Here is a 25,224-nt window from a genome sequence, read left to right as displayed (position 1 = left end):
CCCGTCCCATGTCGCTGCTCTTCACCGATTTTGCCTCGTGGCAGGCGCACTGCGCTACTACCGGCCAGCCCCTCTACCAGCCCGTGCTCGACTACGAGATTGAGCAGAAGGGCGCCCAGGAGGAAGCAATTTGGACGGGTCTGCAGCGGGCCTACGACGTGATGCGCGACGCCGTGCACACCGGCCTGACGGGCGACATGACCTCGCGCTCGGGCATGATAAACAACGGGGCCAAGAAGCTGGCCGCCTCGCCCGTCACGGTGCTTTCGCCCGAGTTCAAGCAGCTCATTACCAGTGCCCTGGGGGCCAAGGAAGTAAACTCGTGCATGGGCCGGGTGGTGGCCGCGCCCACGGCCGGCGCCTCGGGCATCTTGCCGGGCGTGCTCACCACCATCCAGCGCATTCATGGGCTCGACGACCAGAAGATTCTGGAGGGGCTACTGGTGGCGGCAGGCGTGGCCCTCATCATCGAGCAAAATGCCTCGCTGGCCGGCGCGGTAGGCGGCTGCCAGGCCGAAACCGGCTCGGCAGCCGCCATGGGGGCGGGCGCCATCGTGTACTGCCTGGGCGGTACCGTCGAGCAGGCGTTCGCCGCCGTGGCTATTACCATCCAGTGTATGCTAGGCCTGGTGTGCGACCCCGTGGCGGGCCTGGTAGAAGTGCCCTGCGTGGTGCGCAACGCCTCGGCGGCAGCCATCGCTTTTTCCTCGGCCCAGATTGCTATCGCTGGCATCGACCCCGTTATTCCCGTTGACCAGTGCGTGGCGGCGCTCGGTGAGGTGGGCCAGAGCATGGAAACGCGCTACAAGGAAACCGCCCTGGGAGGCCTGGCCAACACCCCTAGGGGCCGCGAAATCGAGAAGCTGGTGCTGGTGCAGGACGTCAATATTCTGCCCGACGAATAGCATTCGGCCAGTGCCCTAAAACTATCAGTCATGCTCATCTGGCGTCCGCTTGTCGAAGCATCTCTACCGAACACGACGGCGTGGCAGAGATGCTTCGACAAGCAGACGCCAGATGAGCATGACATTCTTTTTGCGCATCTGGTAGCCCTAGGGCCGCTAGTTTTCCGTGGGCGGCGTCATCAGCAGCACGCTCAAAAAATCCAGGGCCGGCGCATAGCGGAGGCGGCGCGCTTTGTACGCCTGCCAGGCGGCTTGCTCATCGGCTACCAGCGGCAGGTCGGCTTCGCGCAGCAGCTGCCAGCTTCGGCTGAAGTTTTGGTGCTCCGTGTTCATGGTTGCTACTTCCTCCTGGGAGCGTAGCTCGGCGGGCTGCGTGTCGGCCTTGTGGCCGAAGAAGCGGTGCAGCCGGTTCAGGGCCAGCACGCCGGCCTCGAAGCACAGCACCACTTGGCGCGAGCGGGGCACTGCCAGGGTCGAAAACAGCAGATTGGCCGCGTCCAGCAGTAGCCCGGCCGTGAGCACCCACGAGCGTCCGGCCTGCGGCGAGCGAAAAAAGACTAGTACTGGCAGTGAGGTGTGGCTTTCATCAATCTCCACGAACCACTGCTCCCAGGCTAGCCACTGCGCGTCGTCGTTCTCAAAATTGCCGTCGTGGCCCAGCCAGCGCAGCAGGCTGGCGGCTGTCCCCACTTCGCCGGCTCGCAGTTCCACCTGCGTTACGACCACCTCGCGCTTTGAAAATACCTGCGAGATGGTGGGCAAATACGAGATGAGCAGCGTGAGCAGCAGTAGCCCTAGGGTAGCTTCGGAGTAGCTAAAGACGTTGACGGCAAAGCCGCCTTCCGAAGTAGTACCCAGCGTGAGCAGCGAGCTGCCGCTTAGCTCATAGCTCTTGGTAAGGTTGTCGACCCCTAGGGCCCAGTAGATGCCCGTGTAGCCCAGGCCCACCAGCGCCAGCCAGCCAATGGGCAGGGCCACCAGCGCCACCGGCGCGTAGTGAGCCATGATGCGGTCGCGCCGGGCGAAGTTGCTGGCCCGCCGCGCCGACCAATCAAAAATGGCCCGAATACCGCTGAACACGAAGTAGTTGAGGCGCACGGTTTCGTTGCGCGGCAGCACAAACGAGCGAATGGCGCCCGACACGGTAGTAATCACCAGCCAGCCGCCCGCCACTCCGGTCGCAATGCGGATAGCTAGCTCCACGGTATCATTCATGGCAGCTTGTACGCAGCAAAGGCGGCGGTAGCCGATTACCGGGCGGGCACCTACTTGGCAGCGCGCGCCTGCATCAGCTGCCGAAACGACTTGTCAGCCACCTGCAAGCTTTCGCGGCGCTTGCGCCAGCCACTTTGGTCGAGCAGGTACCCGAGGCTGAAATCCTTGAGGCGGCCGGGCAGCACGTCGAGGGCCCAGCGGTGGCGCATGCTCCATCGCCAGAGGCCGATGGCCGCGCGCTCCACGGGCGAGTTGTGGCCTTCCCGCACGGCCTCCTGCCGGTTGAGCAGCAGCAGGTTGTGGATGTTGATGCGCACGGGGCACACGCTGGTGCAGGCCCCGCACAGGCTGCTGGCGTAGCTCAGGTGCTGGTGCTCTTTCAGCCCGCTCAGGTGGGGACTGATAACCGAGCCGATGGGGCCCGAATAGGTGGTTTCGTAGGTGTGGCCGCCAATGTTTTTGTACACCGGGCACACGTTGAGGCAGGCCCCGCACCGGATGCAGCGCAGCGCCTCGCGGCGGTCGGGCCGGGCCAGCAGGTTGGTGCGCCCGTTGTCGAGCAGAATCACCACCATCTCCTCGGGGCCGTCGGTTTCGCCCGGCTGCCGAGGGCCAAAGTACACGGTGTTGTACACCGTTACTTGCTGGCCGGTGCCGCTGGTACTCAGCAGCGGCCAAAACAGCCCTAGGTCGGTGAGCTGCGGAATAAGCTTTTCGATGCCCACCACCGCGATGTGCAGCTTGGGGAAAGCGGCCGATAGGCGGGCATTACCCTCGTTTTCGGTCACGGCCACGCCGCCTTCGCGGGCCACGAGGAAGTTGCCGCCCGTGATGCCGATTTCGGCCGCGGTGTACTTGTGGCGCAGCAGGCGGCGGGCGTGGGCCACCAGCTCCTGGGCGTCGTCGGTGGGCTCGATGCCCAGGTGCTTGACGAAAATATCGGCAATGTCGGCCTTGCTTAGGTGCATGGCCGGCGTCACGATGTGGTAGGGCCGCTCACCATTCAGTTGCACGATGTACTCGCCCAGGTCGGTTTCTACCGACTCGATGCCGCGCCCCTGCAAGTAGTGGTTGACGTGGATTTCCTCGGTGGTCATGCTCTTGGCTTTCACCACGGTGCGGGCCTGGCGCGCTTCGGCCAGCCGGCCAATCTCGGCCAGAGCTTCCTGCGCATCGTTGGCCCACACCACCCGGCCGCCGCGCGCCGTGAAGGCCTGCTCAAACTGCACCAGGTACTGGTCGAGCTTTTCGAGCACTTCCGCCTTGAGGTAGGCGGCGCGGGCGCGGGCCAGCTCGTGGTCGTGGTAGTGGCCTAGGCCTGCCGTCACGGCCGCATCGTACTTACCGATGTTGAAGCGGATTTTGCGGCGGTGCTCGAGGTCGAAGGCTTTGGCTTCGGCATCGTGGAGGAAAGCGGCAGACTTCATTTTCGCACAGAGTTAGGAGGAGTGAAAATGAGTTTCACAGAGTTAATTGGAAAGGCGAATCAGCTGGTCTTTTAGCGAAACGGTATTGAAGTTCAGTAATAAGCCTGTTTTTAGGCCCGAGAGACGCAGATAGTTCAATAGCTGCTTGGAATGAACTGGTGCTAGGGCTTCCACAGATTTTAATTCGATGATAACTCGGCCTTCTACTACCATGTCAGCTCGAAAAGCGAGGTCGAGTCGAATGCCATCGTACACCACTGGCATCTCCACTTGTGTAGCCACCAGTAACCCAGCTTTCCGCAGTTCATGAGCAAGCGCAACTTCGTAAACTGACTCAAGCAGCCCGGGCCCGAGCACCGTATGCACCCGAAAAGCGCTTCCTAAAATTCGCCCCGTCAACTCATCATACTCCATATTCCTCTGCGAAACTCATTTTACTCACCTAACTCTGTGCAAAATCACGCTAGGGTTTATTCGAATCCACCACCGGCCGCGCGTCCTGATTAGCCAGGTCCCAGGCCAGGTAGTACACCAGCCGGGCCCGCGCCTCCAGCTTGTCGAACTCAATCTTGGAAATTTCGTCGCTGGCCTGGTGGTAGTCAGCGTGCACGCCATTAAAGAAAAACGCCACCGGAATTCCCTTCTTGGCGAAGTTGTAGTGGTCGGAGCGGTAGTAAAAGCGGTTGGGGTCATTGGGGTCGTTGAAGCGGTAGTCCAGCTCCAGGCCGCCGCGCTCCTTATTCACGCGCTCCAGCGCCGCGTGCAGCTGCGACGAGAGCTTGTCCGAGCCAATCACGTACACGTAGTCGGGCTTGCCCAAGTGGGCCGAGTCGGTGCGGCCAATCATGTCGATGTTGAGGTCCGTCACGGTAGCAGCCAGCGGAAATACCGGGTGCTCGGCGTAGTAGGCCGAGCCCAGCAGGCCCTTCTCCTCGCCCGTATTGGCCAGAAAAAGGATGCTGCGCCTAGGGCCGTGCCCGGCGTGCGCGGCTTTGGCAAAGGCCTGCGCAATGCTCAGCATGCCCACCGTGCCCGAGCCGTCGTCATCGGCCCCGTTGTACACTTGGCCGTTTTGGATGCCTAGGTGGTCGTAGTGCGCCGATACCACCAGCACTTCGTCCTTCAGGTCAGTGCCGGGTAAAAAGCCCAGCACGTTTTCGGTGCTCACCGCGCTGTGCTCCTGCGGGGCGCTGATGGTGAACTTGGCGGGCTTGAGCTTGCTGGCTACTGATACCTTGGCTTCCGCAGCGGCTGCCTCCGCCGCCTTTAGCTTGGTTTCGCTGGTATTCAGCAACTTCAGCCCCAGCGCCGGCGACACCATGAACAGGGGAGGGCGCCCACCGCCAGCCCCGGCCGTCGTAATGGTGGGCCGCATGATATATGGCGTCAGCCGAGCCATGTTTTTGGCAAAATCAGCATCTTGGCTGATGAGAAAGACGGCGCGGGCACCCTTCTGCTCAGCCAGCGCAATTTTCGCCCTGGCATTGGCGCCCCACTTGGTAGCAGCGCCGTCGGCGCTCAGCAGGGCCTTGCCGGCGGCGGTGCGGGGCTCGCCCGACAGCAGCAGTACGTCTTTACCCTTTACGTCCAGGTTCTTATACTCATCATAATCACCCTGCTCGATGCCGTAGCCTACAAATACGGGCTGCACCGCCGTGGGCTGCTGAAAAGGCGAGCGGCCGCTAGAAGAGTAAAAATCTTCCAGCCACTTGTAGGTTTTGCCCCCCACCACCAGCGTGCCGCCCGGCTGCCAGGCATTGCGCTCTAAGCTGAAGGTTTGCAGGTAAGGATTAGCGGCGTTAGCGGCCACGGGTGCTACCAAGCTGTCGTCCTTAAACTGCTGGGTGATGTAGGCGGCGGCCATTTGCTGGCCCTTGGTGCCGGTTTCGCGGCCCTCATACTCGTCGCTGGCCAGCACCCCTAGGTCGCGCCGCAGGTGCTCCTGCGTGATGTAGCGCTCGGCGTACAGCCGGGCGTAGTCGGCGGGCGGGGCGGGGGCGGCGGGCGCTACCGCGGCTGGGCGGGTAGGCGCCGTGGCAGTCCCGCGCTTGGTTTTCACTTTGACCTTGACGGGGGCTTGGGCGGCGGCCGGCAGGGCTAGGGCGGCCAGCAGCCAAAAAGCGTATCTCATACGGGGTGCTTAAGCGGTTTTATAAACAAGTACCGTGGCGTAGGCCGCTACGCCCTCCTGCCGGCCCACGAAGCCGAGCTTCTCGGTGGTGGTGGCTTTAATGGAAATCAGGTCGGCGTCGAGGCCCATGACTTCGGCCAGCGTTTGCTGCATGGCCGGGATGTGCGGGTTCACCTTGGGGCGCTCTAGGCAGATGGTCGAGTCCACATTGCCTACCTCGTAGCCGCGCTCGCGCAGCAGGCGCAGCACGCCAGCCAGCAGCTTCTTGCTGTCGATGCCCTTGTACTGCGGGTCGGTGTCGGGGAAGTGGAAGCCGATATCGCGCAGGTTGGCCGCGCCCAGCAGCGCATCGCAGATAACGTGAATGAGCACGTCGGCGTCGGAGTGGCCGAGGGCGCCGTGGGTGTGCGGCACCGTAATGCCGCCCAGCCAGAACGGCAGGCCCGCTTGCAGCTGGTGCACGTCGTAGCCAAAGCCGACGCGAAAGTGAAAAGGAGGCATGAGCAAAATAAGATAGGGTTGCAAAGGTACCAGCGCTGGCAGAGCCAATCAGCTCACTAATATTTTGAGCTATTTTTTACTAATATTATTTGCAAATAAAAATAGTCCTATTAAATTTGCATGAAGCGGGAAAGTACTGACGCGCCGGCTGCGTCAGGTAGGATGGCGGGTAAATGGCCCGACGGAATGACGGTAAAATATTATTGGAAACTCAGGAATCAATGAAAGTTTCCGGCGTATCTTTGCGGCCGCATTTATGGAACTCAAAGACCGAATCCTTCAGCATGCCTCGGCGCTCTTCATGCGCAATGGCATCAAGAGCGTGAGCATGGACGACATCGCGACCGATTTGGCGATGTCGAAAAAGACTTTATACAAGGCCTTTGCCAACAAAGACGAGCTAGTAACGGCCACCATGAACTCGCACATGAGCCGCGTGCAGGGCGAGTGCGTGCGCGTGCAGGCCCCGGCGGCCAACGCCGTCGAGCAAATGCTGGACCTGGCGGCCTGGGCCGATGAGCAGTTTGCCCACGTGCACCCTAGCATTTTCTACGACCTGCGCAAGTACCACCCTACTGCCTGGGAAGCCTTTCAACACCACAAAAACACCTTTATTCTCAACCAGATAACGGAAAACTTGCAGCGTGGCGTGGCCGAAGGGCTGTTTCGGGCCGACCTCGACGTGGAGGTGCTGGCCCGCCTCAACCTGGCGCAGATTGACCTCACCTTCAACCCCGAAGTGTACCCGCCCGCCCAGTTTGCACCCCTGCGGGTAAACCGGGTGCTTGACGACCATTTTTTGCGGGGTGTGGTGACGATGGCGGGCTACGAGCTGATTGAGCGCTACCACCAGCCGCTAGCCACCAAGACCTAGCTTCTTCGTTAACCGTTTGGTTTTCAAACCTATGAAAAACTTTGTAGCCGGCACCTTGCTGGCTCTACTCCCCCTAGGACCCACGCTGGCCCAGCAGCCGACCGCTGCTAGCCAGGCGCCGCTGCCTACTGCCCCCGCCAGCGGCCCCCTGGCCCTGAGTTTAAGCCAGGCCGTGCGCTACGCCGTGCAAAACAAGCCCAGCCTGCTGGCTACCCGCCTGGCCGAGCAAACGGCCGCCGCGCGCATCGGCGAAATCAAGGCCCAGGGCTTGCCGCAGGTCAACATCGGCGCCAACGTGGCCGACAACTTCAAGCTGCAACAGGCGCTGGTTAGCTTCCCGCTCTCGCAAACGGTACTAACCCAGCGTGATTTAACGGCGGCTCAAACGGGCACTTCGCAGGTATTAGGCACGCAACTGCTGGAGTTGCCGCCCCAGCCTTTCGCTTTTGGCTTGCAATACGCGGGCAATTCCTCCGCCTCCGTATCGCAACTGCTATTCGATGGCTCCTATTTTTTGGGCCTGAAGGCTGCCAAGACCTACCAGGAGCTAGCAAAGAAGCAAACGCAACAGGCCGAAATAGACGTAGTGGAGCAGGTGAGCAAGGCCTACTATAGCACGCTGGTAGCCCGCGCCCGGCTGGCACTGCTCTCGCGCAATGTGAGCCGGCTCGACACGCTGCTCTACCAGACCAATCAAACCTTCAAGGCCGGCTTTGCTGAGAAGCTCGACGTAGACCGCCTGCGCGTGCAGCGCAACAATTTGGTGGTAGAGCAGCAGAAGGCGCAGCGCCTCACCGAGTTGAGCGTGGCGCTGCTCAAATTTCAGATGGGCCTGCCGCAGCTCCAGCCGGTGCAGCTCACCGACTCGCTCGGCGCGGCCGTGGTGGATGCCGACGCTTTGCGCCGCCGCCTGGGCGTGGCCAGCTTTGCCAACGGCGGCGGGGTTGATGGTCTAGGCTCGGTGCCGACGGCGCCCGCGCCGGGCGTGGCTGGCTACCAGCCCCGGGCTGGCGCCACCGCCACCAACAACGGCCAGCCCGCTCAGGCGCAGGCCGCGTTTAACTACAACAACCGCATCGAGTTTTCGACCCTCGAAACCCAGCAGGCGCTGGCGGGCCTCGACCTAGCCAACCGCCGCACCGGCGCCTACCCCACTCTTCGCCTCACGGCCGCCTACGGCTTCAGCGGCTCGTCGGCAAAGGGCTTGGGCGACCTGTTCGCTTTCCGCGGGCCGAACTCCTTTGTCTCACCGGGTGTGTCTAACCAGAACTGGTTTGGCTTCGGCAACGTGGGGCTGGCCCTGAACATCCCGGTGTTTGACGGTTTCCGGCGCAAGTACCAGGTGCAGCAGGCGCGTATTCAGCAGCAGACGATTGAGCGGGGCTTTGAGACGCTGCGCCAAAGCATTGACCTACAAGACGCTCAGAGCCGCACCACGCTGGTAAACGCCCTGGATGTGCTAGACAACCAGCGCGCCAACCTCGACCTGGCCGCCGACGTGGCCCGCGTCACGCGCATCAAGTTTCAGGCCGGCGTGGGCTCGAACCTGGAAGTAATTACGGCCGAAACCTCGCTGCGCGAAGCCCAAACCAACTACTACGCCGCCATTTACGACGTGCTGGTGGCCAAGGTAGACCGCGACAAAGCCACCGGCGAGCTGTATTCGCAAGCTAAGTAGCCAACTGTATCAGAACGTCATGCTGAGCTTGCCGAAGCATCTCGCGTGGCGCAGTAACTTCTAACATCAGCAACGATGCGAGCGAGATGCTTCGGCAAGCTCAGCATGACAACGACTTTTACGATGCTCAAAAACACCACTTTCCTGCTAGCTGCCGCACTTTTCCTCGCTTCTTGCGGTGGCAGCAAAGACCCGCAGGCCGAGCTAGCCAAGCTGAAGGCCGAGCAGCAAGCCACCCAGGCCAAAATTGCTGACCTGGAAGCGAAAACCGGCGCCAAGAAGGCGGACGAGGAAAATGCGGCCGTGCCGGTATCCATTATTAAAGTAGCGCCCCAAAACTTCCAGGGCTTCCTGGAGGTGCAGGGCCGCGTGGATTTCGACCAGAACTCGACCGTGGCGGCGCGGGCGGCAGGCACGCTCACCAGCGTGCGCGTGCAGCGCGGCGACCACGTGCGCCGTGGCCAGGTGCTAGCCACCATCGACGCCAGCATCCTGGACGCCAACATGGCCGAGCTGCGCACCCGCCTCGACCTGGCCCGTACGGTGTATGAGAAGCAAGCTGGCCTTTGGAAACAGCAGATTGGCACCGAGGTGCAGTACCTACAAGCCAAGAACAACTACGAGGCCCTGCAGCGCAACCTAGGGTCCTTGAACCAGCAAAAGGCGCTGTATAGCGTGGTGGCACCCTACGCCGGGGTGGTGGACAACGTGCTGCCCAAGCTGGGCGAAACTGTGGCGCCCGGCACGCCGGTGGTGCAGCTCAACAGCGGCCAGGGCGGCAAGGTGCTGGCCGACATTTCGGAAGCCTACACCGGCAGCATCAAGGCCGGCGACAAGGCCCTGGTAACGCTGCCCGACCTAGGGGGCGAGGAGATACCCAGCACCGTGCGCACCGTGAGCCGCACCATCTCGCCCACCAGCCGCACCTTCACCACCGAGATTAAGCTGCCCGCCAACGCCGCCGCCAGGCTGCGGCCTAACATGGTGGCTACCGTGCGCATTCAGAACTACGGCAAAGCCAGCGCCACCGTGCTGCCCGTGGACTTGATTCAGCACGACGAGCAGAACGCCTACGTGCTGGTAGTGGGCCACGAAAATGGCAAGCCGGTGGCGCAGAAGCGCGTTATCAAAACCGGCCAGGCCTACAACGGCAAGCAGGAAATAACTAGCGGCCTAAAGCCCGGCGACGAAGTGATTTCGGCCGGCTACCAGAACCTCAACGAAGGACAGTCATTGAAAATAAGCTAGAGTTGCCTAGCTACCCAAGCGGGACGCCTTCCTCCCGGCCCCGCTTGCATGCTATTTCCAAGTATTACACTCCCTTCAACTAGCAGCTAAAAAGCCATGCAGGATATTGAGAAGGAATTTGGACCCACTAGCTGGTCCATTAATAATAAAACGAGCATTTACATTATCACCCTGCTGCTGACGGTGGCGGGCATCTTCGCCTACATCAAGCTGGGCAAGGAGAAGTTTCCCGATATCGTGATTCCGCGCATCATCGTGGCCACGGTGTACCCCGGCACCTCGCCCACCGATATCGAGAACCTGGTGACGCGCCAGCTCGAGAAGGAGATTAAGGGCGTGAACGGGGTGAAGAAAATCAACTCCACTTCCAACCAGGACTACTGTATTCTGGACATCGAGTTCAACTCGGGGGTTGATGTGCAGGTGGCCAAGCAGCTCATCAAGGATGCCGTGGACAAGGCCCGCACCGAGCTGCCCAACGACTTGCCCAGCGACCCTACCGTGAAGGAAGTCAACATTTCGGAGCAACCGATTATGTACGTCAACCTAAGCGGCAACCTGCCCGCCGCGCAGCTCAAGAAGCTGGCCGACGACTTCCAGGACAAGATTGAGGCGCTGCCCGAAATCACCCGCGTAGACATTGTGGGCGCCCTGGAGCAGCAGGTGAACGTAGACGTGGACTTGTACAAGCTGCAAGCTTCGCAGCTGAGCTTCAACGACATCACGGCCGCGATTGCCCGCGAGAACATTACGGTTTCGGGCGGCAGCATCGACGTGGGCGAGCAGAAGCGCGCCGTGCGCGTGGCCGGCCAGTACGTGAACGCCTCGGACATTGCCAACATCCAACTCAAGAACCTGCGCGGCGCCCCAGTGCGCCTCGGGGATATTGCCACGGTTACGGACGGCTTTAAGGACCGCGAGAGCTTTGCTCGCCTCGACGGCGCGCCCTCCATTGCCCTGAACGTGGTGAAGCGCCAGGGCGAAAACCTGCTCGACGCCTCGGACAAGATTCACCAGATTGTGAAGGATGCCGAGAAGACGGCGCCCAAAGGCCTGAAAATCACCATCACCGGCGATACTTCCAACGACACCCGCAATACCCTCAACGACCTGATTAACACCATCATCATCGGCTTTTTGCTGGTGACGTTGATTTTGATGTTCTTCATGGGCACCACCAACGCGCTGTTTGTGGGCTTGTCGGTGCCGCTGAGCATGTTCCTGGCGTTTGTGATGCTGCCCATGTTTGGCTTCTCGCTGAACATGATTGTGCTCTTCGCCTTTTTGCTAGCCCTAGGAATAGTGGTGGACGACGCCATTGTGGTAATCGAAAACACCCACCGCCTGCTGCACGAGCACCCCAACCTGAGCACCGCCCAGGCCGCCAAGTACGCGGCCGGCGAGGTGTTTGTGCCGGTGCTGGCCGGTACGCTTACCACGGTGGCGCCGTTCGTGCCGCTGCTGTTCTGGCCGGGCATCGTGGGTTCGTTCATGTACTTCCTGCCCGTCACGCTCATCCTCACCCTAGGGGCCTCGCTGGTCGTAGCTTTCATCATGAACCCGGTGTTTGCCGTGAGCTTCATGCAGCGCGAGGAGCACCTCGACCGCGTGGAGCGGCCCAAGCTGACGCGCGGCTTCCTCATTGGCATGGGCGTGATGCTGGCCATTGCCCTAGCGGGCTACGCGGCCGGCTCTACCTTCCTGGGCAACCTGATGCTCACCATCATTGTGCTCTGCCTGCTCGATAAGTACGTGTTCGTGTACATGATTGCCGCCTTCCAGCGCAGCGTATTGCCGCGCTTCCAGAACGGCTACGCCCGACTGGTGGAACTGGCGGTGGGCGGCAGCACCTGGCGGCAGCTGGCCATCATGGGCGGCCTGGTGGTGCTGTTCGTGGGCAGCATTATGGCCGTGGGCGCGCGCAAGCCCAAGGTGGACTTCTTCCCCAAGGGCGACCCCAAGTTCATTTACACCTACCTGCGCATGCCAGTGGGCACCCGCGTCGAAGTCACCGACTCGGTAACCAACCTGCTCGAAAAGCGCGTGTACGACGTGATTGGCCGTCATAATCCCGACGTGGAGTCGGTAATTACCAATGTGGCCATCGGCGCTGGTGACCCTACTGACCCCGGTTCCTCCACGGGTGTGTCGCAGTCGCACCTGGGCAAAGTGGCGGTGGCGTTCAAGGAGCTAAGCGAGCAAACCGGCCCCAAGACACACACCTACATGGACAAGATTCGGGAGGTAGTAAAAGGCATTCCCGGCGCCGAGGTATCGGTAGACCAGGAAGCCAGCGGCCCGCCCCAGCAGAAACCTATCGCCATTGAGGTATCGGGCGACGACTACCCCAAGCTGGCCGCCCTCAGCAAGCGCGTCAACCGCTACGTCGATTCGCTGCACATTCCGGGCGTAGAGGCCCTGCGCTCGGACTTGCAGGACCGCAACCCCGAAATTGGGGTGAGCATCAACCGCACCCGCGCCAACCGCGAGGGCATCAGCACGGCCCAGATTGGCTCGGAGGTGCGCACAGCTATCTACGGCTACGAGGCCAGCAAATTCAAGACCCCCGACGACGAGTACCCCATTCAGGTGCGCTACGCCAAGCCCTACCGCGACAACGTGAACGCCATTGTGAATGCCCCGCTCACCTTCCGCGACGCGACCGGCTCGGTGCGCCAGGTGCCCATCTCGTCGGTGGCCGATGTCAACTACGGCGTCACCTACGGCGGCATCAAGCGCAAAGACACCCACCGCCTCATCACCATCTCGTCGAACGTGCTGAATGGCTACGGCCAGAACGACGTGGTAGCCAGCGTAGAGCGCGCCCTCAAGGCCTTCCCTACCCCGCCCGGCTATACCATCCGCATGGGCGGCGCGCAGGAAGACCAGAAGGAAACCAGCGATTTCCTGGGCGTGGCGGCCCTAGGGGCCATCGCCCTCATTTTCCTGGTGCTCGTCACGCAGTTCAACTCGGTGAGCAAGCCGCTCATCATCCTCTCCGAAGTTATTTTCTCCATCATCGGCGTAATGCTCGGGCTGGCTATTACGGGCATGAATATCAGCATCGTAATGACGGGCGTAGGCATCATCGCCCTGGCTGGCATCGTGGTGAAGAACGGCATCTTGCTGGTAGAATTTACCGACATGCTACGCTCGCAAGGCATGAACCTGCACGACGCGCTGGTGCTGGCTGGTCGCACGCGTCTCAACCCGGTTATCCTCACGGCTACGGCGGCCATCCTAGGCCTCATTCCGCTGGCCGTGGGCCTGAACATCAACTTCTACGAGCTGTTCAACTCGGGCCACGGTCACTTCTTCCTCGGCGGCGAATCGGTGGTGTTCTGGGGGCCGCTAGCCTGGACGATAATTTTTGGGCTTTCGTTTGCAACCCTTGTCACGCTTTTGGTAGTCCCGGTGATGTACCTGCTCAATGAAAAGCTCCAAGTCAAGCTCACCGGCCGCGACTACAACGACCCGCACCAGGAGGCCCACGCCATCGACCGCGAAGAGGTAGAGGCAGCTACTCCGCCGGTGCTGGCCTAGGGAATGAGTAGCTGGTCGGTGCGCCGCTTCGTTTGGTCGAATAATTGCGGGGTACTGGCCAGTTACTCATTTTTATTTCAACTATCTCCCTTCTTTTTGCAAGAATGTTTACTGTCGCTACTTCTACCGCCCCGACCCCTTCGAAGGCCATCGAGCAACAAGTGCTCCGCATTATCAGCAAGCGCAAGGATATCAAAGCCGTGCGCCTGCGCCGTACCGCCAGCCTCAGCCGCGACCTGCGCTTCGATACCGTTGATGTCGTCGACATCATCCTAGAGCTAGAGCGCAATTTTCACATCACCGTGCCCGATGAAGTACCCTTCAACACGGTAGGCGATTTTGTGCGCTACGTCACCGCCCACGCCGCCTAAATCACGGATTACGCGGATTAGAGCGGATTTTACGGATTTTGTGGACGATTTGCGCTATAAATCTCAGTTTTTATACTACACAAAAAGGGCTATCCTAAACTAGGACAGCCCTTTTGCATTGCTGAATCAGCCAACAGCTAATGTGAATCGAATCGTCCACAAAATCCGTGAAATCCGCTCTAATCCGCGTAATCCGTGATTTAGCGGACGTTGCCGCCGGTGGCTTCGCGGCCGTCGTTTTCGTGGCGGCTGCCGTCGGTGGTGTTGGCGGCCACGTCGCTGGTGCGGCGGCTATCGGGCCCCATGTCGGCGCCTTGCGTGTGCACGGGCGTAGTCACCGAGCTGCTGGGCGAGCCTAGGCCCGCATCGGTGGCCGACTGGCTGGTTAGGGCCGGGGCGTTGGGCATGTCGTAGGTACCGGCGCTTTTGGCCGAGCGGTTGGTACTGGAGGGCTGCTGCTGGCTGGCGTTGGGGCGCCACAGCTCCTCGTCCGATACGAGCGTGGCCGCCTTGGCCGATTCCCACTCGTGAAACTTATCCAGCTCGTGCTTGATGGACGACGAGAACCACGCCACCAAGGCCACGTCGTCGAGCAAGCCCACTACCGGAATAAAGTCGGGAATGAGGTCGATGGGCGAGATAAAGTAAATAAGCACGGCCACGGCCGCCACTACCGTAGTGGTAGGCAGGCCCGTGTACTCACCCGAGACGCTGAGCTTGATGAGGCGAAAGAGGCTTTGCAGCGTATCCCACACGTCGTGGGCGATGGCGCCAATCTCCTTTTTTTCGCGCGCCTTGTTAAAGGCATCCACTAGCAGCTTTTTGAGGCGCGAGGGCTGCTGGATGTAGCTTTCGGCCGAGGCCAAAAACTTCTTGAAAAATGCGGAGCCGGCAACATCGCCGCCGCTCGGCGGAGTAGTAGAATTGGAAGTAGCCATTACGAGAGAAAATAAAGCTGGGCGCGTGCCCCGCTAGGGCCTCATACTGCGTTCGGCGGGGCGAAGTTATCCGGCGCAAAAAAAACCGCCCCCGGCCGGGCGGCCAGGGGCGGTAAAAAGCCGATAGCTAGCGCGGCTGGTGGCTTATTCGGGCCGGGCGCTAGCGGCGGCAGCCAGGGTTTCGGCGTCAATGGCCACGCCCTCAATGGTAGCGGGCGCCTGGGTACCGGCCACGCGGCCTGCGGCGTAAAAATTGCGGTGGTAGTAGGCTTCGTGCAGCGAGCTAACCATCACGCCGCCACTGCAAGCGGCGTGGGCAAACTTCCCATCCTTGAGGTAGATGCCCACGTGGTAGATATTACCGCGGCCGTGGCTGAAGAACACCAGGTCGCCGGTTTTCATCTTGGTTTTGGCCACCCGCTTCACGGTGCCAAACATTGAGCGCGAGCTGCGCTTGAGGTTGATGCCGTATACCGACTTAAAGACCTTCGTGACGAACCCCGAGCAGTCGGTGCCGCGGCGCGAGCTGGCGCCGTAGCTGTAGGGAGTGCCCAGCCAGTCGGTAATGGTTTGCAGTAGGCTCTTGTTCTCGGTGTGGGCCAGGTGCACCCCTAGGGTCTGGTTGTAGTAGCCATAAGCCAGCGAGTCGCGCGAGGCCGTTACGGCGGCGGGCTCATCAGTGGCCGGCGGGGTAGAGGCACTAGGTAGCAGGCCGGTAAGCAGCGATGCTTCGGCCGCGGCCGGTGCCGGGGCACTGGTCGAAACCGAAGCATCGGGCGCCTGCTCGAAGCAGAACGATAGGGTAAGGGCGGCAGCGGCGAGGCAAGGCAGCAGAAGGTTCTTCATTGTCCGTCGTTGGGGGTACTCCTGGCCGGGCCCTAGGGTCACCAAACCAGCAAAAAGGTTAACAGAGAGTGTGTTTGTTGCGCTAGGCAGAACTGCGGGCCGCAGCGAAAAGTAGAGGTGAAATGAATCGTCTGATATTAGCTTTTTTTAAGTAGCTATGGGTAGTCGACTCGGCCAAAGCTAAGTCAGAACTTCGCAACCAGCCTAGGCTTTCCTTAAAAAAAGACACTTTTTAAGCGAAAAATGCAGCTAAAACCTTGGAAATTGCTCATTTGCCTTGCAACTCTTTATTTCGTCTTTACGTAGCCAGGCCCGAATTTTACACTATGAATCCTCTGAAGACTTTTGTTAATTCCCCGCTCGCCCGAGTGGCCCGTCTGGTGCTGGGCAATAAGGGCAGCGTGGCCATGGTGCTCGGCCAAACCGTGCACCTGAGCGGGGCCACCCGCGCCGAGTTTCTGGCCGACCCCGAGTGGGTGGCGCACGAGGAAGTGCACCTGCGCCAGGTGCGCGACCTGGGGCTGGTGCGTTTCCTCTACCAGTACCTCGTCGAGTCGGCGCGGGTAGGCTACTACCAAAACAGGTTTGAGGTGGAGGCGCGAGCCGGCGCCGCAGCCCACCTGCGGGCGCTGGAAGTCGCTCGGCAGGCTTAGGCATGAACTGCGCTGGCGCGCAGTTCATGCCTTTTTAATGTATGTAGGCTTGCTTTGTAGTACCCAGCCTGTCGGCACTGGCGGTACAGTTCCGGCGTATTCCCGCGGTTTTGCTCTCTCAGATTCGATTATAGCCAGTTATTTTACTGGTGCTCAGCAGCTTGCCGCCGCCTGAACAACGCTGATTGCAAAGCATGTAAAAACATCTATTTAGCAACGCCATCCCTTGATGGTTTTTGTATTTTAGCAGCGCGGGCCCCTAGGCTACCCGCCGGCTACTTACTCCACATGCGGGCCGCTTTAAAAGCACCAGTGCTTGGCGCAGGGCCGGCACGAAGCAGTGCTTTTTAGTGCGCCGGCATCTTTGCTACACCGCCTTTTTCCACTTATCAGTCACTTAGCCTAATTAGGTAAGGTTCTTATGAAAAGTATTTTTTTATGGATGAGCTTGTGCGCGGTTTACTGCTTCACGAGCTGCTCGAGCAAGCCGGAAGAAAAGGAAGAGCAAATCAAGCTATTGGTTACCAGTCCGCTAGTTAAGGATACCACCGTTACCAAGGAATACGTAGCCCAAATTCACGCCTACCAGCACATCGAGCTGCGGGCCCTGGAGAAAGGCTATTTGCAGAAGATTTTTGTGGATGAGGGCCAGGAGGTGAAGAAAGGTCAGCCCATGTTTCAGATTACGCCGCTGGTGTATAACGCCGACTTGCAGAAGTCGCAGGCCGAGGCCAATTACGTGGGTATTGAATACCAGAACACGAAGAACTTGGCCGACAGCAATATCGTGTCGAAAAACGAGCTGGCCCTGGCCAAAGCCAAGTACAACAAGGCCAAAGCCGAGGTATCGCTGGCCAAGACGCACCTGCAGTTTACGTCCATCAATGCCCCCTTCAATGGCATTATGGACCACTTTCAGGGCCGGCTGGGCAGCCTCGTGGACGAGGGCGACCTGCTGACTACGCTCTCTGACAACAGCAAAATGTGGGTGTACTTCAACGTGCCCGAAGCCGAGTACCTGGCCTATAAGGAGCATGCCAAGGCCAGCGACGACGCCGTGAAGGTGAACCTGCTGATGGCCAACAACGAGGTATTTCCCTTCCCCGGCAAGGTGCAAACCATTGAGGCCGACTTCAACAACGAAACCGGCAACATTGCTTTCCGTGCCACCTTCCCCAACCCCAACGGGTTGCTGCGCAACGGCGAAACCGGCAGCGTGCTCATGACCGTGCCGCTTAAGCACGCCCTCATTGTTCCGCAAAAGGCCACCTTCGAAGTGCTCGAAAAGAAGTTCGTGTACGTGGTGGACAAAAACAACGTGGTGCACCAGCGCGAGGTGCACATTGCCTCGGAGATGCCCGACCTCTACATCCTGAAGGACGGCATTACGCCCAGCGACAAGATTTTGCTCGAAGGCATTCGCAAGGTGAAGGATGGCGAGAAAATCAGCTACACCTACGAAAGCCCGCAGCAAGTGCTGCCCAAGCTGAAGGTGTACTCTGAGTAAATTTTGATTGTCAATTTATTAGCGTGAGATATGTTCAGTAAATTCATTCGGCGGCCAGTATTCGCCATCGTTATCTCGGTGGTGATTGTGTTCATGGGCATACTGGCCATCAAGACCCTGCCCACCTCACAGTTTCCCGAGATTTCGCCGCCCATGGTGATGGTGAGCTGCGCCTACCCCGGCGCCAGCGCCAAAGTGCTCACCGAGTCGGTGCTCATTCCGCTGGAGCAGGCCGTGAACGGCGTGCCCGGCATGAAGTATATGACCTCCGACGCCGTATCAGCCGGCGAGGCCAACATCCAGATTGTATTCAACCTAGGCACCGACCCCGAGCAGGCGGTGGTGAACGTGAACACCCGCATCGCGCAGGTGGTAAACCGCCTGCCGGTGCTGGTGCAGCGCGAGGGCCTCATCGTAAACCGCGTGGTGCCCAACATGCTCATGTACGTGAACTTGTATAGTAAGGACAAGGGCACGGACATGAAGTACCTGTTCAACTACGCGGGGGTGAACATGATACCCGAGATTCAGCGCATCAACGGCATCGGCCGGGCGACCATCCTGGGCAGCCGGCAGTACGCCATGCGCATCTGGCTGAAGCCCGACCGCATGCGCGCCTACAACATATCGGCCGACGACGTGATGAAAGCCGTGGGCGACCAGAGCGTGATTGGCTCGCCGGGCCGCATTGGCCGCTCGGACGGGGGCCGCGCCGAAGCCCTGGAATACGTGCTGACCTACCAGGGCCGCTTCAACGACGTAGACCAATACAAGAATATCATCCTTAAGGCCAATGCCAACGGCGAGATGCTGCGCCTCAAGGACGTGGCCGACGTGTCCCTAGGGTCGGAATTCTACGACATCTACTCCAACCTCGACGGCTACCCTTCGGCGGCTATTATGCTGAAGCAGACCTACGGCAGCAACGCCAGCGAGGTAATTGCCAGCGTGAAGGAGAAGCTGGCCGAGCTGAAGAGAACCATGCCCCCCGGCATGGACTATAAAATCAGCTACGACGTGTCGAACTTCCTCGACGCCTCAACTGAGAACGTAATTCACACCCTGCGCGACGCCTTTATTCTGGTGGCCATCGTGGTGTTTTTGTTCCTGGGCGACTGGCGCTCGACGCTCATCCCGATTATCGCCGTGCCGGTGTCGCTTATTGGTGCGTTCACGGCCATGCAGGCGTTTGGGCTGACCATCAACATGATTACGCTCTTCGCGCTGGTGCTCGCCATCGGTATCGTGGTCGACGACGCCATTGTGGTGGTGGAAGCCGTGCACGCCAAGATGGAGGAGAAACACCTCTCGCCGTTTGGCGCGGTGAAGGAAGTTATCGGCGAAATCAGCGGCGCCATCATCGCCATCACCATCCTGATGACGGCGGTGTTCGTGCCGGTGGCTTTCATGAGCGGCCCGGTGGGTATCTTCTACCGGCAGTTCTCGATTACGATGGCCACGTCCATTGTTATCTCGGGCGTGGTGGCCCTAACGCTGACGCCGGTGTTGTGCGCCATGATTCTGAAAAACAACCACGGCCACGCCCGCAAGAAGACGCCCATCAACCGCTTCATCGACTGGTTTAACCGGGGCTTCGAGAAGCTCACCGGCCGCTACACCAACCTGCTGGAAAAGCTGGTGGACCGCCGCGTGTTCACCTTCGGCATCCTGATTGCGTTCGCCTTCGGCATCTTCGGCATCTCGTCCAAGCTGCCCTCCGGCTTCATTCCGGCCGAAGACCAGGGGATGCTGTACGCCATTATTCAGACGCCGCCCGGCTCGACGCTGGAGCGCACGAACGATATTTCGCAGCGCCTGCAGCAGCTGGCTAAGGACGTACCGGGCATCGAAAGCATTTCGACTTTGGCGGGCTACGAAGTACTGACCGAAGGCCGCGGCTCGAACGCCGGCACCTGCCTGATTAGCCTCAAGCCCTGGGGCGAGCGCAAGGAGTCCATCCACGACATTGTGGCGAACCTGGAGAAAAAGGCCCACGAGATTCCGGGCGCGACCATCGAATTCTTCGAGCCGCCGGCAGTGCCGGGCTACGGCGCGGCGGGTGGCTTCCAGCTGCAGCTGCTGGACAAAACCAACAGCGGCGATTACAAGGCGCTGGAGCAAGTGAACGAGGAGTTCATGGCTAACCTGAAGAAGCGCAAGGAGCTGGCGGGCTTGTTCACCTTCTTCTCGGCCAACTACCCGCAGTACGAGCTGAAGATTGACAACGACCTGGCCATGCAGAAGGGCGTGAGCATCGGCAACGCCATGAATACGCTGAGCATCATGATTGGCTCGACCTACGAGCAGGGCTTCATCAAGTACCAGCGCTTCTTCAAGGTGTACGTGCAGGCCGAGCCGCAGTACCGCCGCCTGCCCCAGGACATCCTGAACATGTGGGTGAAAAACGACAAGGGCGACATGGTGCCATTCTCGTCCTTCATGCGCATCGAGAAAACGCAGGGTGCCAACGAAATCAACCGCTACAACATGTACACCACCGCCTCCATTCGCGGCGATGCGGCGCAGGGCTACAGCTCGGGCGAGGCCATTAAGGCGGTGCAGGAAGTGGCAGCCAAAACCCTGCCTAGGGGCTACGACATCGACTGGGGCGGTTTGTCGAAAGACGAGGTATCGCGCGGCAACGAGGCCATTTACATCTTCCTGATTGTAATTGCCTTCGTGTATTTGGTGCTGGCGGCCCAGTACGAGAGTTTCCTGCTGCCGCTGGCGGTTATTCTCTCGCTGCCGGCCGGTATTTTCGGCGCCTTCCTGCTCATCAAAGTAATGGGCCTGGCTAACAACATCTACGCCCAAGTGGGCCTGGTGATGCTGGTAGGTTTGCTGGGCAAGAACGCGGTGCTGATTGTGGAGTTTGCGGTGCAGGAGCACGAGCACGGCCGCTCGGTGCGCGAGGCCGCCATTGCCGGCGCCAAGGCCCGCTTCCGCCCCATCCTGATGACGTCGTTTGCCTTCATCGCGGGGTTGATTCCGCTGGTAATTGCCACCGGCGCGGGCGCCATCGGCAACCGCACCATCGGCACGGCGGCCCTAGGGGGCATGCTGTTCGGTACCGTGTTCGGGGTGATTATCGTGCCGGGCCTGTACTACGTGTTTGGCACGATGGCCGCGGGCCGCAAACTGATTGACGACGAAAATGAATACCCCATTAGCGAAGGATTTGAGCCACGGGTTTTAGTGGATGAAGAACTGGAAGCCCATGCTTAAAAGACGCTTTTACCAAAGCCTGACTGCGGCCAGCCTCGCGCTGGCCGTAGCGGGCTGCAAACTGCCGCAGTTTGCGCAGCGCGACGCCAATCGCCGCCTGCCCGCCACCTACAACAATAGCCCCCAGGACACCATCAGCACGGGCCGGGTGCGGTGGAAGGAGTTTTTCACCGACCCCAACCTAACCGCCCTCATCGACACGGCCCTGCAAGGCAACCAGGAGCTGAATATTACGCTGCAGGAAATTCAGATTGCCCGCAACGAGGTGCAGGCCCGCCGGGGCGAGTACATGCCCTCGCTGAGCCTAGGGGCCAGCGCCGAGGCCGAGAAGCCGGGCCGCTACACCCTGCAAGGCGCCACCGAGGAGGCCATTAATATTCAGCCCGACCGCCGCACGCCCACCCCGCTGGCCAACTACCAGCTAGGGGCCTTCGCGAGCTGGGAAATCGATATCTGGCACAAACTGCGCAACGCCCGCAAGTCGGCTGCCACGCGCTACCTGGCATCGGTGGAGGGCAAGAACTTCATGGTGACCAACCTGATTGCCGAAATCGCCAACTCGTACTACGAGCTGCTGGCGCTGGACAACCAGCTGGCCATTATCAAGCAGAACATTGAGATTCAAGAGAATGCGCTGCGCATTGTACGCCAGGAGAAGGAGAACGCCCGCGTAACCGAGCTGGCCGTGAAGCGCTTTGAGGCGCAGGTGCAGAACACGACCAGCCTGCAGTACAAGACGCAGCAGCGCATCACTGAAACCGAGAACCGCATCAACTTTTTGCTGGGCCGCTATCCTAGGCCCATCACCCGCGACGACCAGGCGTTTAGTGGGCTGGTGCCGCAAACCGTGCAGGCCGGCGTGCCCGCGCAGCTGCTCAGCAACCGGCCCGACATTCGGCAGGCCGAGCAGCAGCTGGTGGCCGCCAAGCTCGACGTGCAGGTGGCGCGGGCTAACTTCTACCCATCGCTGGGCATCTCAGCCGGCGCGGGTTTCGAAGCCTTCAAGCCCGGCCTGCTGTTCAACTCGCCCGAGTCGATGCTCTATAACATCGCCGGCGACTTATCGGCCCCGCTCATCAACCGCGCCGGCATTAAGGCGCTGTATGCCACGGCCAACGCCCTGCAGCTGCAGGCAGTGTACAACTACGAGCGCACGGTGCTGAATGCTTACATCGAGGTAGCTAACCAGCTCTCGAACATCAACAACCTGCAGCAGAGCTACGACGCGAAGCTGAAGGAAGTGCAGGCCCTCAACCAGTCCATCCGCATCTCCAACAGCCTCTTCAAGGCCGTGCGGGCCGAGTATACGGAAGTGCTGTTCACCCAGCGCGACGCCCTAGGGTCAAAATTTGACCTGACCGAAACTAAGATGCAGCAGCTCAACGCCACGGTTAACCTCTACCGGGCCCTCGGCGGCGGCTGGCAGTAAGCTCGGAATCAAGGATAAATAAGAACGTCATGCTGAGCTTGCCGAAGCATCTCTACCACGCAGTATCGAGCGGTAGAGATGCTTCGGCAAGCTCAGCATGACTGCTTTTTGGGTACTATCATCCCCTACAGCTGCGCCAGCCGCCCGCCGTCCACTACCAGCGTAGTGCCGTTGATGAAGCTGGCCTCGTCGGAGGCCATGAAGCAGATGGCGGCGGCCAACTCGTCGGGAGTGCCTATCTGGCCGGTTATCTGCTCGGTGCCGTTTTGCACGTTGGGGTTGCTGCGCAGCATGGGAGTTTCGACGGCGCCGGGCGCCACGCCCACGATGCGGGCCTGAGTATACGGCACCTCCAGGCTGAGGCCCCGGATGAAGGCCTCGGTAGCGCCCTTGCTGGCGGCGTAGGGTACTACGTTGGGGGTGGTTTGGAAAGCGTGCACCGAGCTGATGGCCACCACCACGCCGCCCTGCATGTGCGGCACGCACAGCTGGCAGAGCCGGAACAGCGCCCGTAGGTTCACGCTCATCAGCCGGTCCCAGTCGGCGGGCTTCAGCTCCAGCAGCGGCGTGTAGGTCATCATGGCCGCGTCGCTCACCAGCACGTCGAGGCGCCCGAAGCGGGCCAGGGTGGTTTCGACGGCGTGCACGAGGTCGGCATCGTGGCCCACGTCGGTTTTGATAAAGAGCGCCTCGCTGCCGCCGGCTTTAATCTCGGCTTCTATGGCGTGGCCCGCCGCCACCTCGCGGCCCAGGCACACTACCGTGGCGCCCTCGCGGCCCAGGCGCACGGCCGTAGCCCGGCCAATGCCCGAGGTAGCCCCCGACACCAGGCAAACTTTTTGTGCAAATCGATACATAACTACTAAGCCCTATGGTATTTGCTATGGCAGCTTAAAGCGCTAGCGTGGGGTGGTTGTTTGGTCGTAGGCGGGCCCTAGGCCCCAAATCGGCAACATTTTCATCGGGCATTCACTATTGCGAGCATTTCGCGTAAGCACAGCCATGCCTTATTCGCCGCCTCTGCTAGCCGCTGTTACGCCCTTCGACTGGCAGCGCCTACTGCTGTCCGACCAAGCGCCGGCCGGCTTCCTATTTGAAATAATTTTTCGCTGCCTCGTCACCTTTGCGCTCACCATTGCGGCGCTGCGCATTTCGGGCAAGCGCGGGGTGCGGCAGCTTACGCTGTTTGAGTTTGGGCTGATACTGGTGCTGGGCTCGGCGGCCGGCGACGCCACCTTTTACCACGATGTACCGCTGCTGTACGTGGTGGTGGTGTTCGTCGTCATTATTGGGCTATACGCGCTCAGCAATTGGGTTATCGATAAAAACCCGCGCGTGGAGCGGCTAGTGGAAGGTGCGCCCGAGCTGATTATAGTGGAGGGCGAAATCGACTTGCCCGCTTTCATCCAGGCTAGCCTCACGGCGCAGGAGCTGTTTGGGCAGTTGCGGCAGTACCAAGTCGAGCACCTGGGGCAGGTGCGGCGGCTGTACCTGGAGGCCACCGGCGAGGTGAGCGTGTATTTCTTCGAGCCCGCGCACGAACGGCCGGGCCTGCCCATCTGGCCCGAGCTGTACTGGCACCCCCTGCGGGCGCTGCCCACACCCGGCGCCTACGCCTGCCACGCCTGCGCCACCGTGCGCGAGCTGCCAGCCGGCCCCGGCCCCACCTGCCCGCGCTGCGGGCAGCAAAACGGCTGGCTGCCGGCTTGCACCACGCCGCGCGTCGCTTAGGCAGGCGCCTGGCAACCCCCTAGGCCCTCCTTACGAATACAAACCCTAGGGCGGCCAGTTGGTCGCTTTCTCTCATTTTCTTAGCCCTTCTTTTCCATGCAGCCCACCAACCATGCCCCCACCGGCGCGCCCAACCCCGGTAGCGCCCCCAAAAAACCACAGGTCGACGCCCCGCTGGCGAGCACCGAGCCCACTTCCGGCCCCGAAGGCTCGACCTACAAAAGCTATTCGCAGAAAACTGATGACGGTATTCAGTCCATTCTCGACAGCGGCAAGCAGGCCGTAGAGTCGGGCAAGAAGTGGCTGGAAGACAGCGACCTGGCTGGCAAAGCCAAAGAGCTGCCCCAGAAGGCCAAAGACCTGGGCGAGAAAGCCTTGGATAGCTTCAACGGCCTGACGACCACCCAGAAAGCGGTAGGCGTGGGCGTGCTGGCCGCCGGCGTCGCCTTTTTGCTGACGCGCGGCAGCCGCAATAAGAAAGCCACCCGCGATGACAGCGCCTACAGCCGCCGCTCGAAGAAGGACGACTTTTTTGGCCACCAGCCCCACACCCGCAAAGGCAACGAGCCCCTAGCGCGCGGCGAGCGCCCCTGGGGCACCAGCCGCTACGGCGCCGGCCCCGGGGGTAAGCCGCGCGTGCAGGCCGGCAGCGGCTACGGGCCGGGCGCCCCGCGCGGCGGCCAGCGCCGCGACCAAGGGCCCGCCAGCGGCAACCGCTACGATGCCCGCCGCGGCGGCCACCAAAACCCCAACAACCTCGACGACTTGAGCAGCGCTTTTTAAGTGACTAGCTACTAATGACTAGTGACTAGTGTTGTGTAAACGCTTGCCGTAAGGACAGAAGCGAATTGCACTAGTCACTAGTCATTAGTAGCTAGGATGTGTTAACAGTCACGTAGCCAAAGGACAGTTGCCGCGAGGTGAATAAAGGCTAGAAAATGGGCATCTAACTTGTCGTACCGGGTAGCCACGCGGCGAAACTGCTTGAGGCGGCTAAAGAAG

At 60.6% G+C, this 25,224-nt stretch carries 19 protein-coding genes and 2 pseudogenes; 12 read left to right on the top strand and 9 right to left on the bottom strand.

Annotated features, from left to right (window positions below; translation table 11 throughout):
• Positions 1-8 precede the first annotated feature (8 nt).
• Positions 9-905, top strand: coding sequence for an L-serine ammonia-lyase, iron-sulfur-dependent, subunit alpha (sdaAA, locus tag HHL22_RS10545; RefSeq protein WP_169531106.1), 897 nt, complete (start codon positions 9-11; stop codon positions 903-905).
• Between the two features lie 156 nt (positions 906-1,061).
• Here the strand turns inward: sdaAA and HHL22_RS10540 are convergent, their stop codons facing one another.
• From HHL22_RS10540 to ispF, 5 genes are read right to left on the bottom strand one after another with little or no spacing between them, the layout of a single operon-like run.
• Positions 1,062-2,120: a hypothetical protein gene (locus HHL22_RS10540; protein ID WP_169531104.1), complete on the bottom strand. Its 1,059-nt coding sequence runs from the start codon at positions 2,118-2,120 to the stop codon at positions 1,062-1,064.
• Positions 2,121-2,170: 50 nt separating this feature from the next.
• Positions 2,171-3,547, bottom strand: coding sequence for a lactate utilization protein B (locus HHL22_RS10535; RefSeq protein ID WP_169531103.1), 1,377 nt, complete (start codon positions 3,545-3,547; stop codon positions 2,171-2,173).
• A 42-nt stretch (positions 3,548-3,589) separates the two neighbouring features.
• A complete protein-coding gene (locus tag HHL22_RS10530) occupies positions 3,590-3,961 on the bottom strand; it encodes a GxxExxY protein (protein ID WP_169531101.1) in 372 nt (123 codons plus the stop codon).
• A 49-nt stretch (positions 3,962-4,010) separates the two neighbouring features.
• Positions 4,011-5,678 carry a M28 family peptidase gene (locus HHL22_RS10525; protein WP_169531099.1) on the bottom strand — a complete coding sequence of 556 codons (1,668 nt, stop codon included), beginning with the start codon at positions 5,676-5,678 and terminating at the stop codon, positions 4,011-4,013.
• A gap of 9 nt (positions 5,679-5,687) precedes the next feature.
• Complete coding sequence (gene ispF / locus HHL22_RS10520; protein ID WP_169531097.1) at positions 5,688-6,179, bottom strand: 2-C-methyl-D-erythritol 2,4-cyclodiphosphate synthase; 492 nt, start codon at positions 6,177-6,179, stop codon at positions 5,688-5,690.
• Between the two features lie 256 nt (positions 6,180-6,435).
• On the opposite strand from ispF, the gene HHL22_RS10515 reads away from it, so the two are divergent.
• From HHL22_RS10515 to HHL22_RS10495, 5 genes are all read left to right on the top strand, one after another.
• A complete protein-coding gene (locus HHL22_RS10515; RefSeq protein WP_169531095.1) occupies positions 6,436-7,053 on the top strand; it encodes a TetR/AcrR family transcriptional regulator in 618 nt (205 codons plus the stop codon).
• Positions 7,054-7,084: 31 nt separating this feature from the next.
• The gene (locus HHL22_RS10510) at positions 7,085-8,731 is read left to right on the top strand and encodes a TolC family protein (protein WP_169531093.1); all 1,647 of its coding nucleotides are present in this window, start codon (positions 7,085-7,087) and stop codon (positions 8,729-8,731) included.
• 105 nt (positions 8,732-8,836) lie between these two features.
• Entirely contained in the window at positions 8,837-9,979 is a 1,143-nt protein-coding gene (locus HHL22_RS10505; protein ID WP_241738078.1) for an efflux RND transporter periplasmic adaptor subunit, read from the top strand.
• 96 nt (positions 9,980-10,075) lie between these two features.
• The gene (locus tag HHL22_RS10500) at positions 10,076-13,522 is read left to right on the top strand and encodes an efflux RND transporter permease subunit (RefSeq protein ID WP_169531092.1); all 3,447 of its coding nucleotides are present in this window, start codon (positions 10,076-10,078) and stop codon (positions 13,520-13,522) included.
• 104 nt (positions 13,523-13,626) lie between these two features.
• Positions 13,627-13,893, top strand: coding sequence for an acyl carrier protein (locus tag HHL22_RS10495; protein ID WP_169531090.1), 267 nt, complete (start codon positions 13,627-13,629; stop codon positions 13,891-13,893).
• A 572-nt stretch (positions 13,894-14,465) separates the two neighbouring features.
• Here HHL22_RS10495 and HHL22_RS24470 read toward each other — a convergent pair.
• Both HHL22_RS24470 and HHL22_RS10485 read right to left on the bottom strand, forming a co-directional pair.
• Positions 14,466-14,579, bottom strand: a pseudogene (locus tag HHL22_RS24470) (YkvA family protein); the annotation flags it as partial.
• A 396-nt stretch (positions 14,580-14,975) separates the two neighbouring features.
• Positions 14,976-15,677, bottom strand: a complete 702-nt coding sequence (locus tag HHL22_RS10485; protein ID WP_169531088.1) for a C40 family peptidase — start codon at positions 15,675-15,677, stop codon at positions 14,976-14,978.
• A gap of 326 nt (positions 15,678-16,003) precedes the next feature.
• Here HHL22_RS10485 and HHL22_RS10480 point away from each other — a divergent pair, with 326 nt between their 5' ends.
• The 4 genes from HHL22_RS10480 (at position 16,004) to HHL22_RS10465 (ending at position 22,491) form a co-directional block, all read left to right on the top strand.
• Positions 16,004-16,330 (top strand): DUF4157 domain-containing protein, encoded by a 327-nt coding sequence (locus tag HHL22_RS10480; RefSeq protein WP_169531086.1) that lies wholly within the window; start codon positions 16,004-16,006, stop codon positions 16,328-16,330.
• Positions 16,331-16,751: 421 nt separating this feature from the next.
• Positions 16,752-17,837 (top strand): efflux RND transporter periplasmic adaptor subunit, encoded by a 1,086-nt coding sequence (locus HHL22_RS10475; protein ID WP_169531084.1) that lies wholly within the window; start codon positions 16,752-16,754, stop codon positions 17,835-17,837.
• Positions 17,838-17,867: 30 nt separating this feature from the next.
• Positions 17,868-21,062: an efflux RND transporter permease subunit gene (locus HHL22_RS10470; RefSeq protein WP_169531083.1), complete on the top strand. Its 3,195-nt coding sequence runs from the start codon at positions 17,868-17,870 to the stop codon at positions 21,060-21,062.
• Positions 21,055-22,491 (top strand): TolC family protein, encoded by a 1,437-nt coding sequence (locus tag HHL22_RS10465; RefSeq protein WP_169531081.1) that lies wholly within the window; start codon positions 21,055-21,057, stop codon positions 22,489-22,491. Before HHL22_RS10470 ends, HHL22_RS10465 begins: the two co-directional genes overlap by 8 nt.
• Before the next feature lie 125 nt (positions 22,492-22,616).
• Here the strand turns inward: HHL22_RS10465 and HHL22_RS10460 are convergent, their stop codons facing one another.
• Positions 22,617-23,348 (bottom strand): SDR family NAD(P)-dependent oxidoreductase, encoded by a 732-nt coding sequence (locus HHL22_RS10460; RefSeq protein ID WP_169531079.1) that lies wholly within the window; start codon positions 23,346-23,348, stop codon positions 22,617-22,619.
• A 145-nt stretch (positions 23,349-23,493) separates the two neighbouring features.
• On the opposite strand from HHL22_RS10460, the gene HHL22_RS10455 reads away from it, so the two are divergent.
• Together HHL22_RS10455 and HHL22_RS10450 are read left to right on the top strand one after the other, a co-directional pair.
• Complete coding sequence (locus HHL22_RS10455; protein WP_169531077.1) at positions 23,494-24,222, top strand: DUF421 domain-containing protein; 729 nt, start codon at positions 23,494-23,496, stop codon at positions 24,220-24,222.
• Between the two features lie 96 nt (positions 24,223-24,318).
• Positions 24,319-25,005 (top strand): hypothetical protein, encoded by a 687-nt coding sequence (locus HHL22_RS10450; protein WP_169531075.1) that lies wholly within the window; start codon positions 24,319-24,321, stop codon positions 25,003-25,005.
• A gap of 101 nt (positions 25,006-25,106) precedes the next feature.
• Here the strand turns inward: HHL22_RS10450 and HHL22_RS10445 are convergent.
• Positions 25,107-25,224, bottom strand: a pseudogene (locus HHL22_RS10445) (IS5/IS1182 family transposase); the annotation flags it as partial.

Origin of the sequence: Hymenobacter polaris (genome assembly GCF_012927305.1) — a bacterium.
In the GTDB taxonomy this organism is placed as follows: Bacteria; Bacteroidota; Bacteroidia; order Cytophagales; family Hymenobacteraceae; genus Hymenobacter; species Hymenobacter polaris.
The sequence above is the reverse complement of the archived record's forward strand: the minus strand, read 5'-3'. Positions and strand labels throughout refer to the sequence as shown.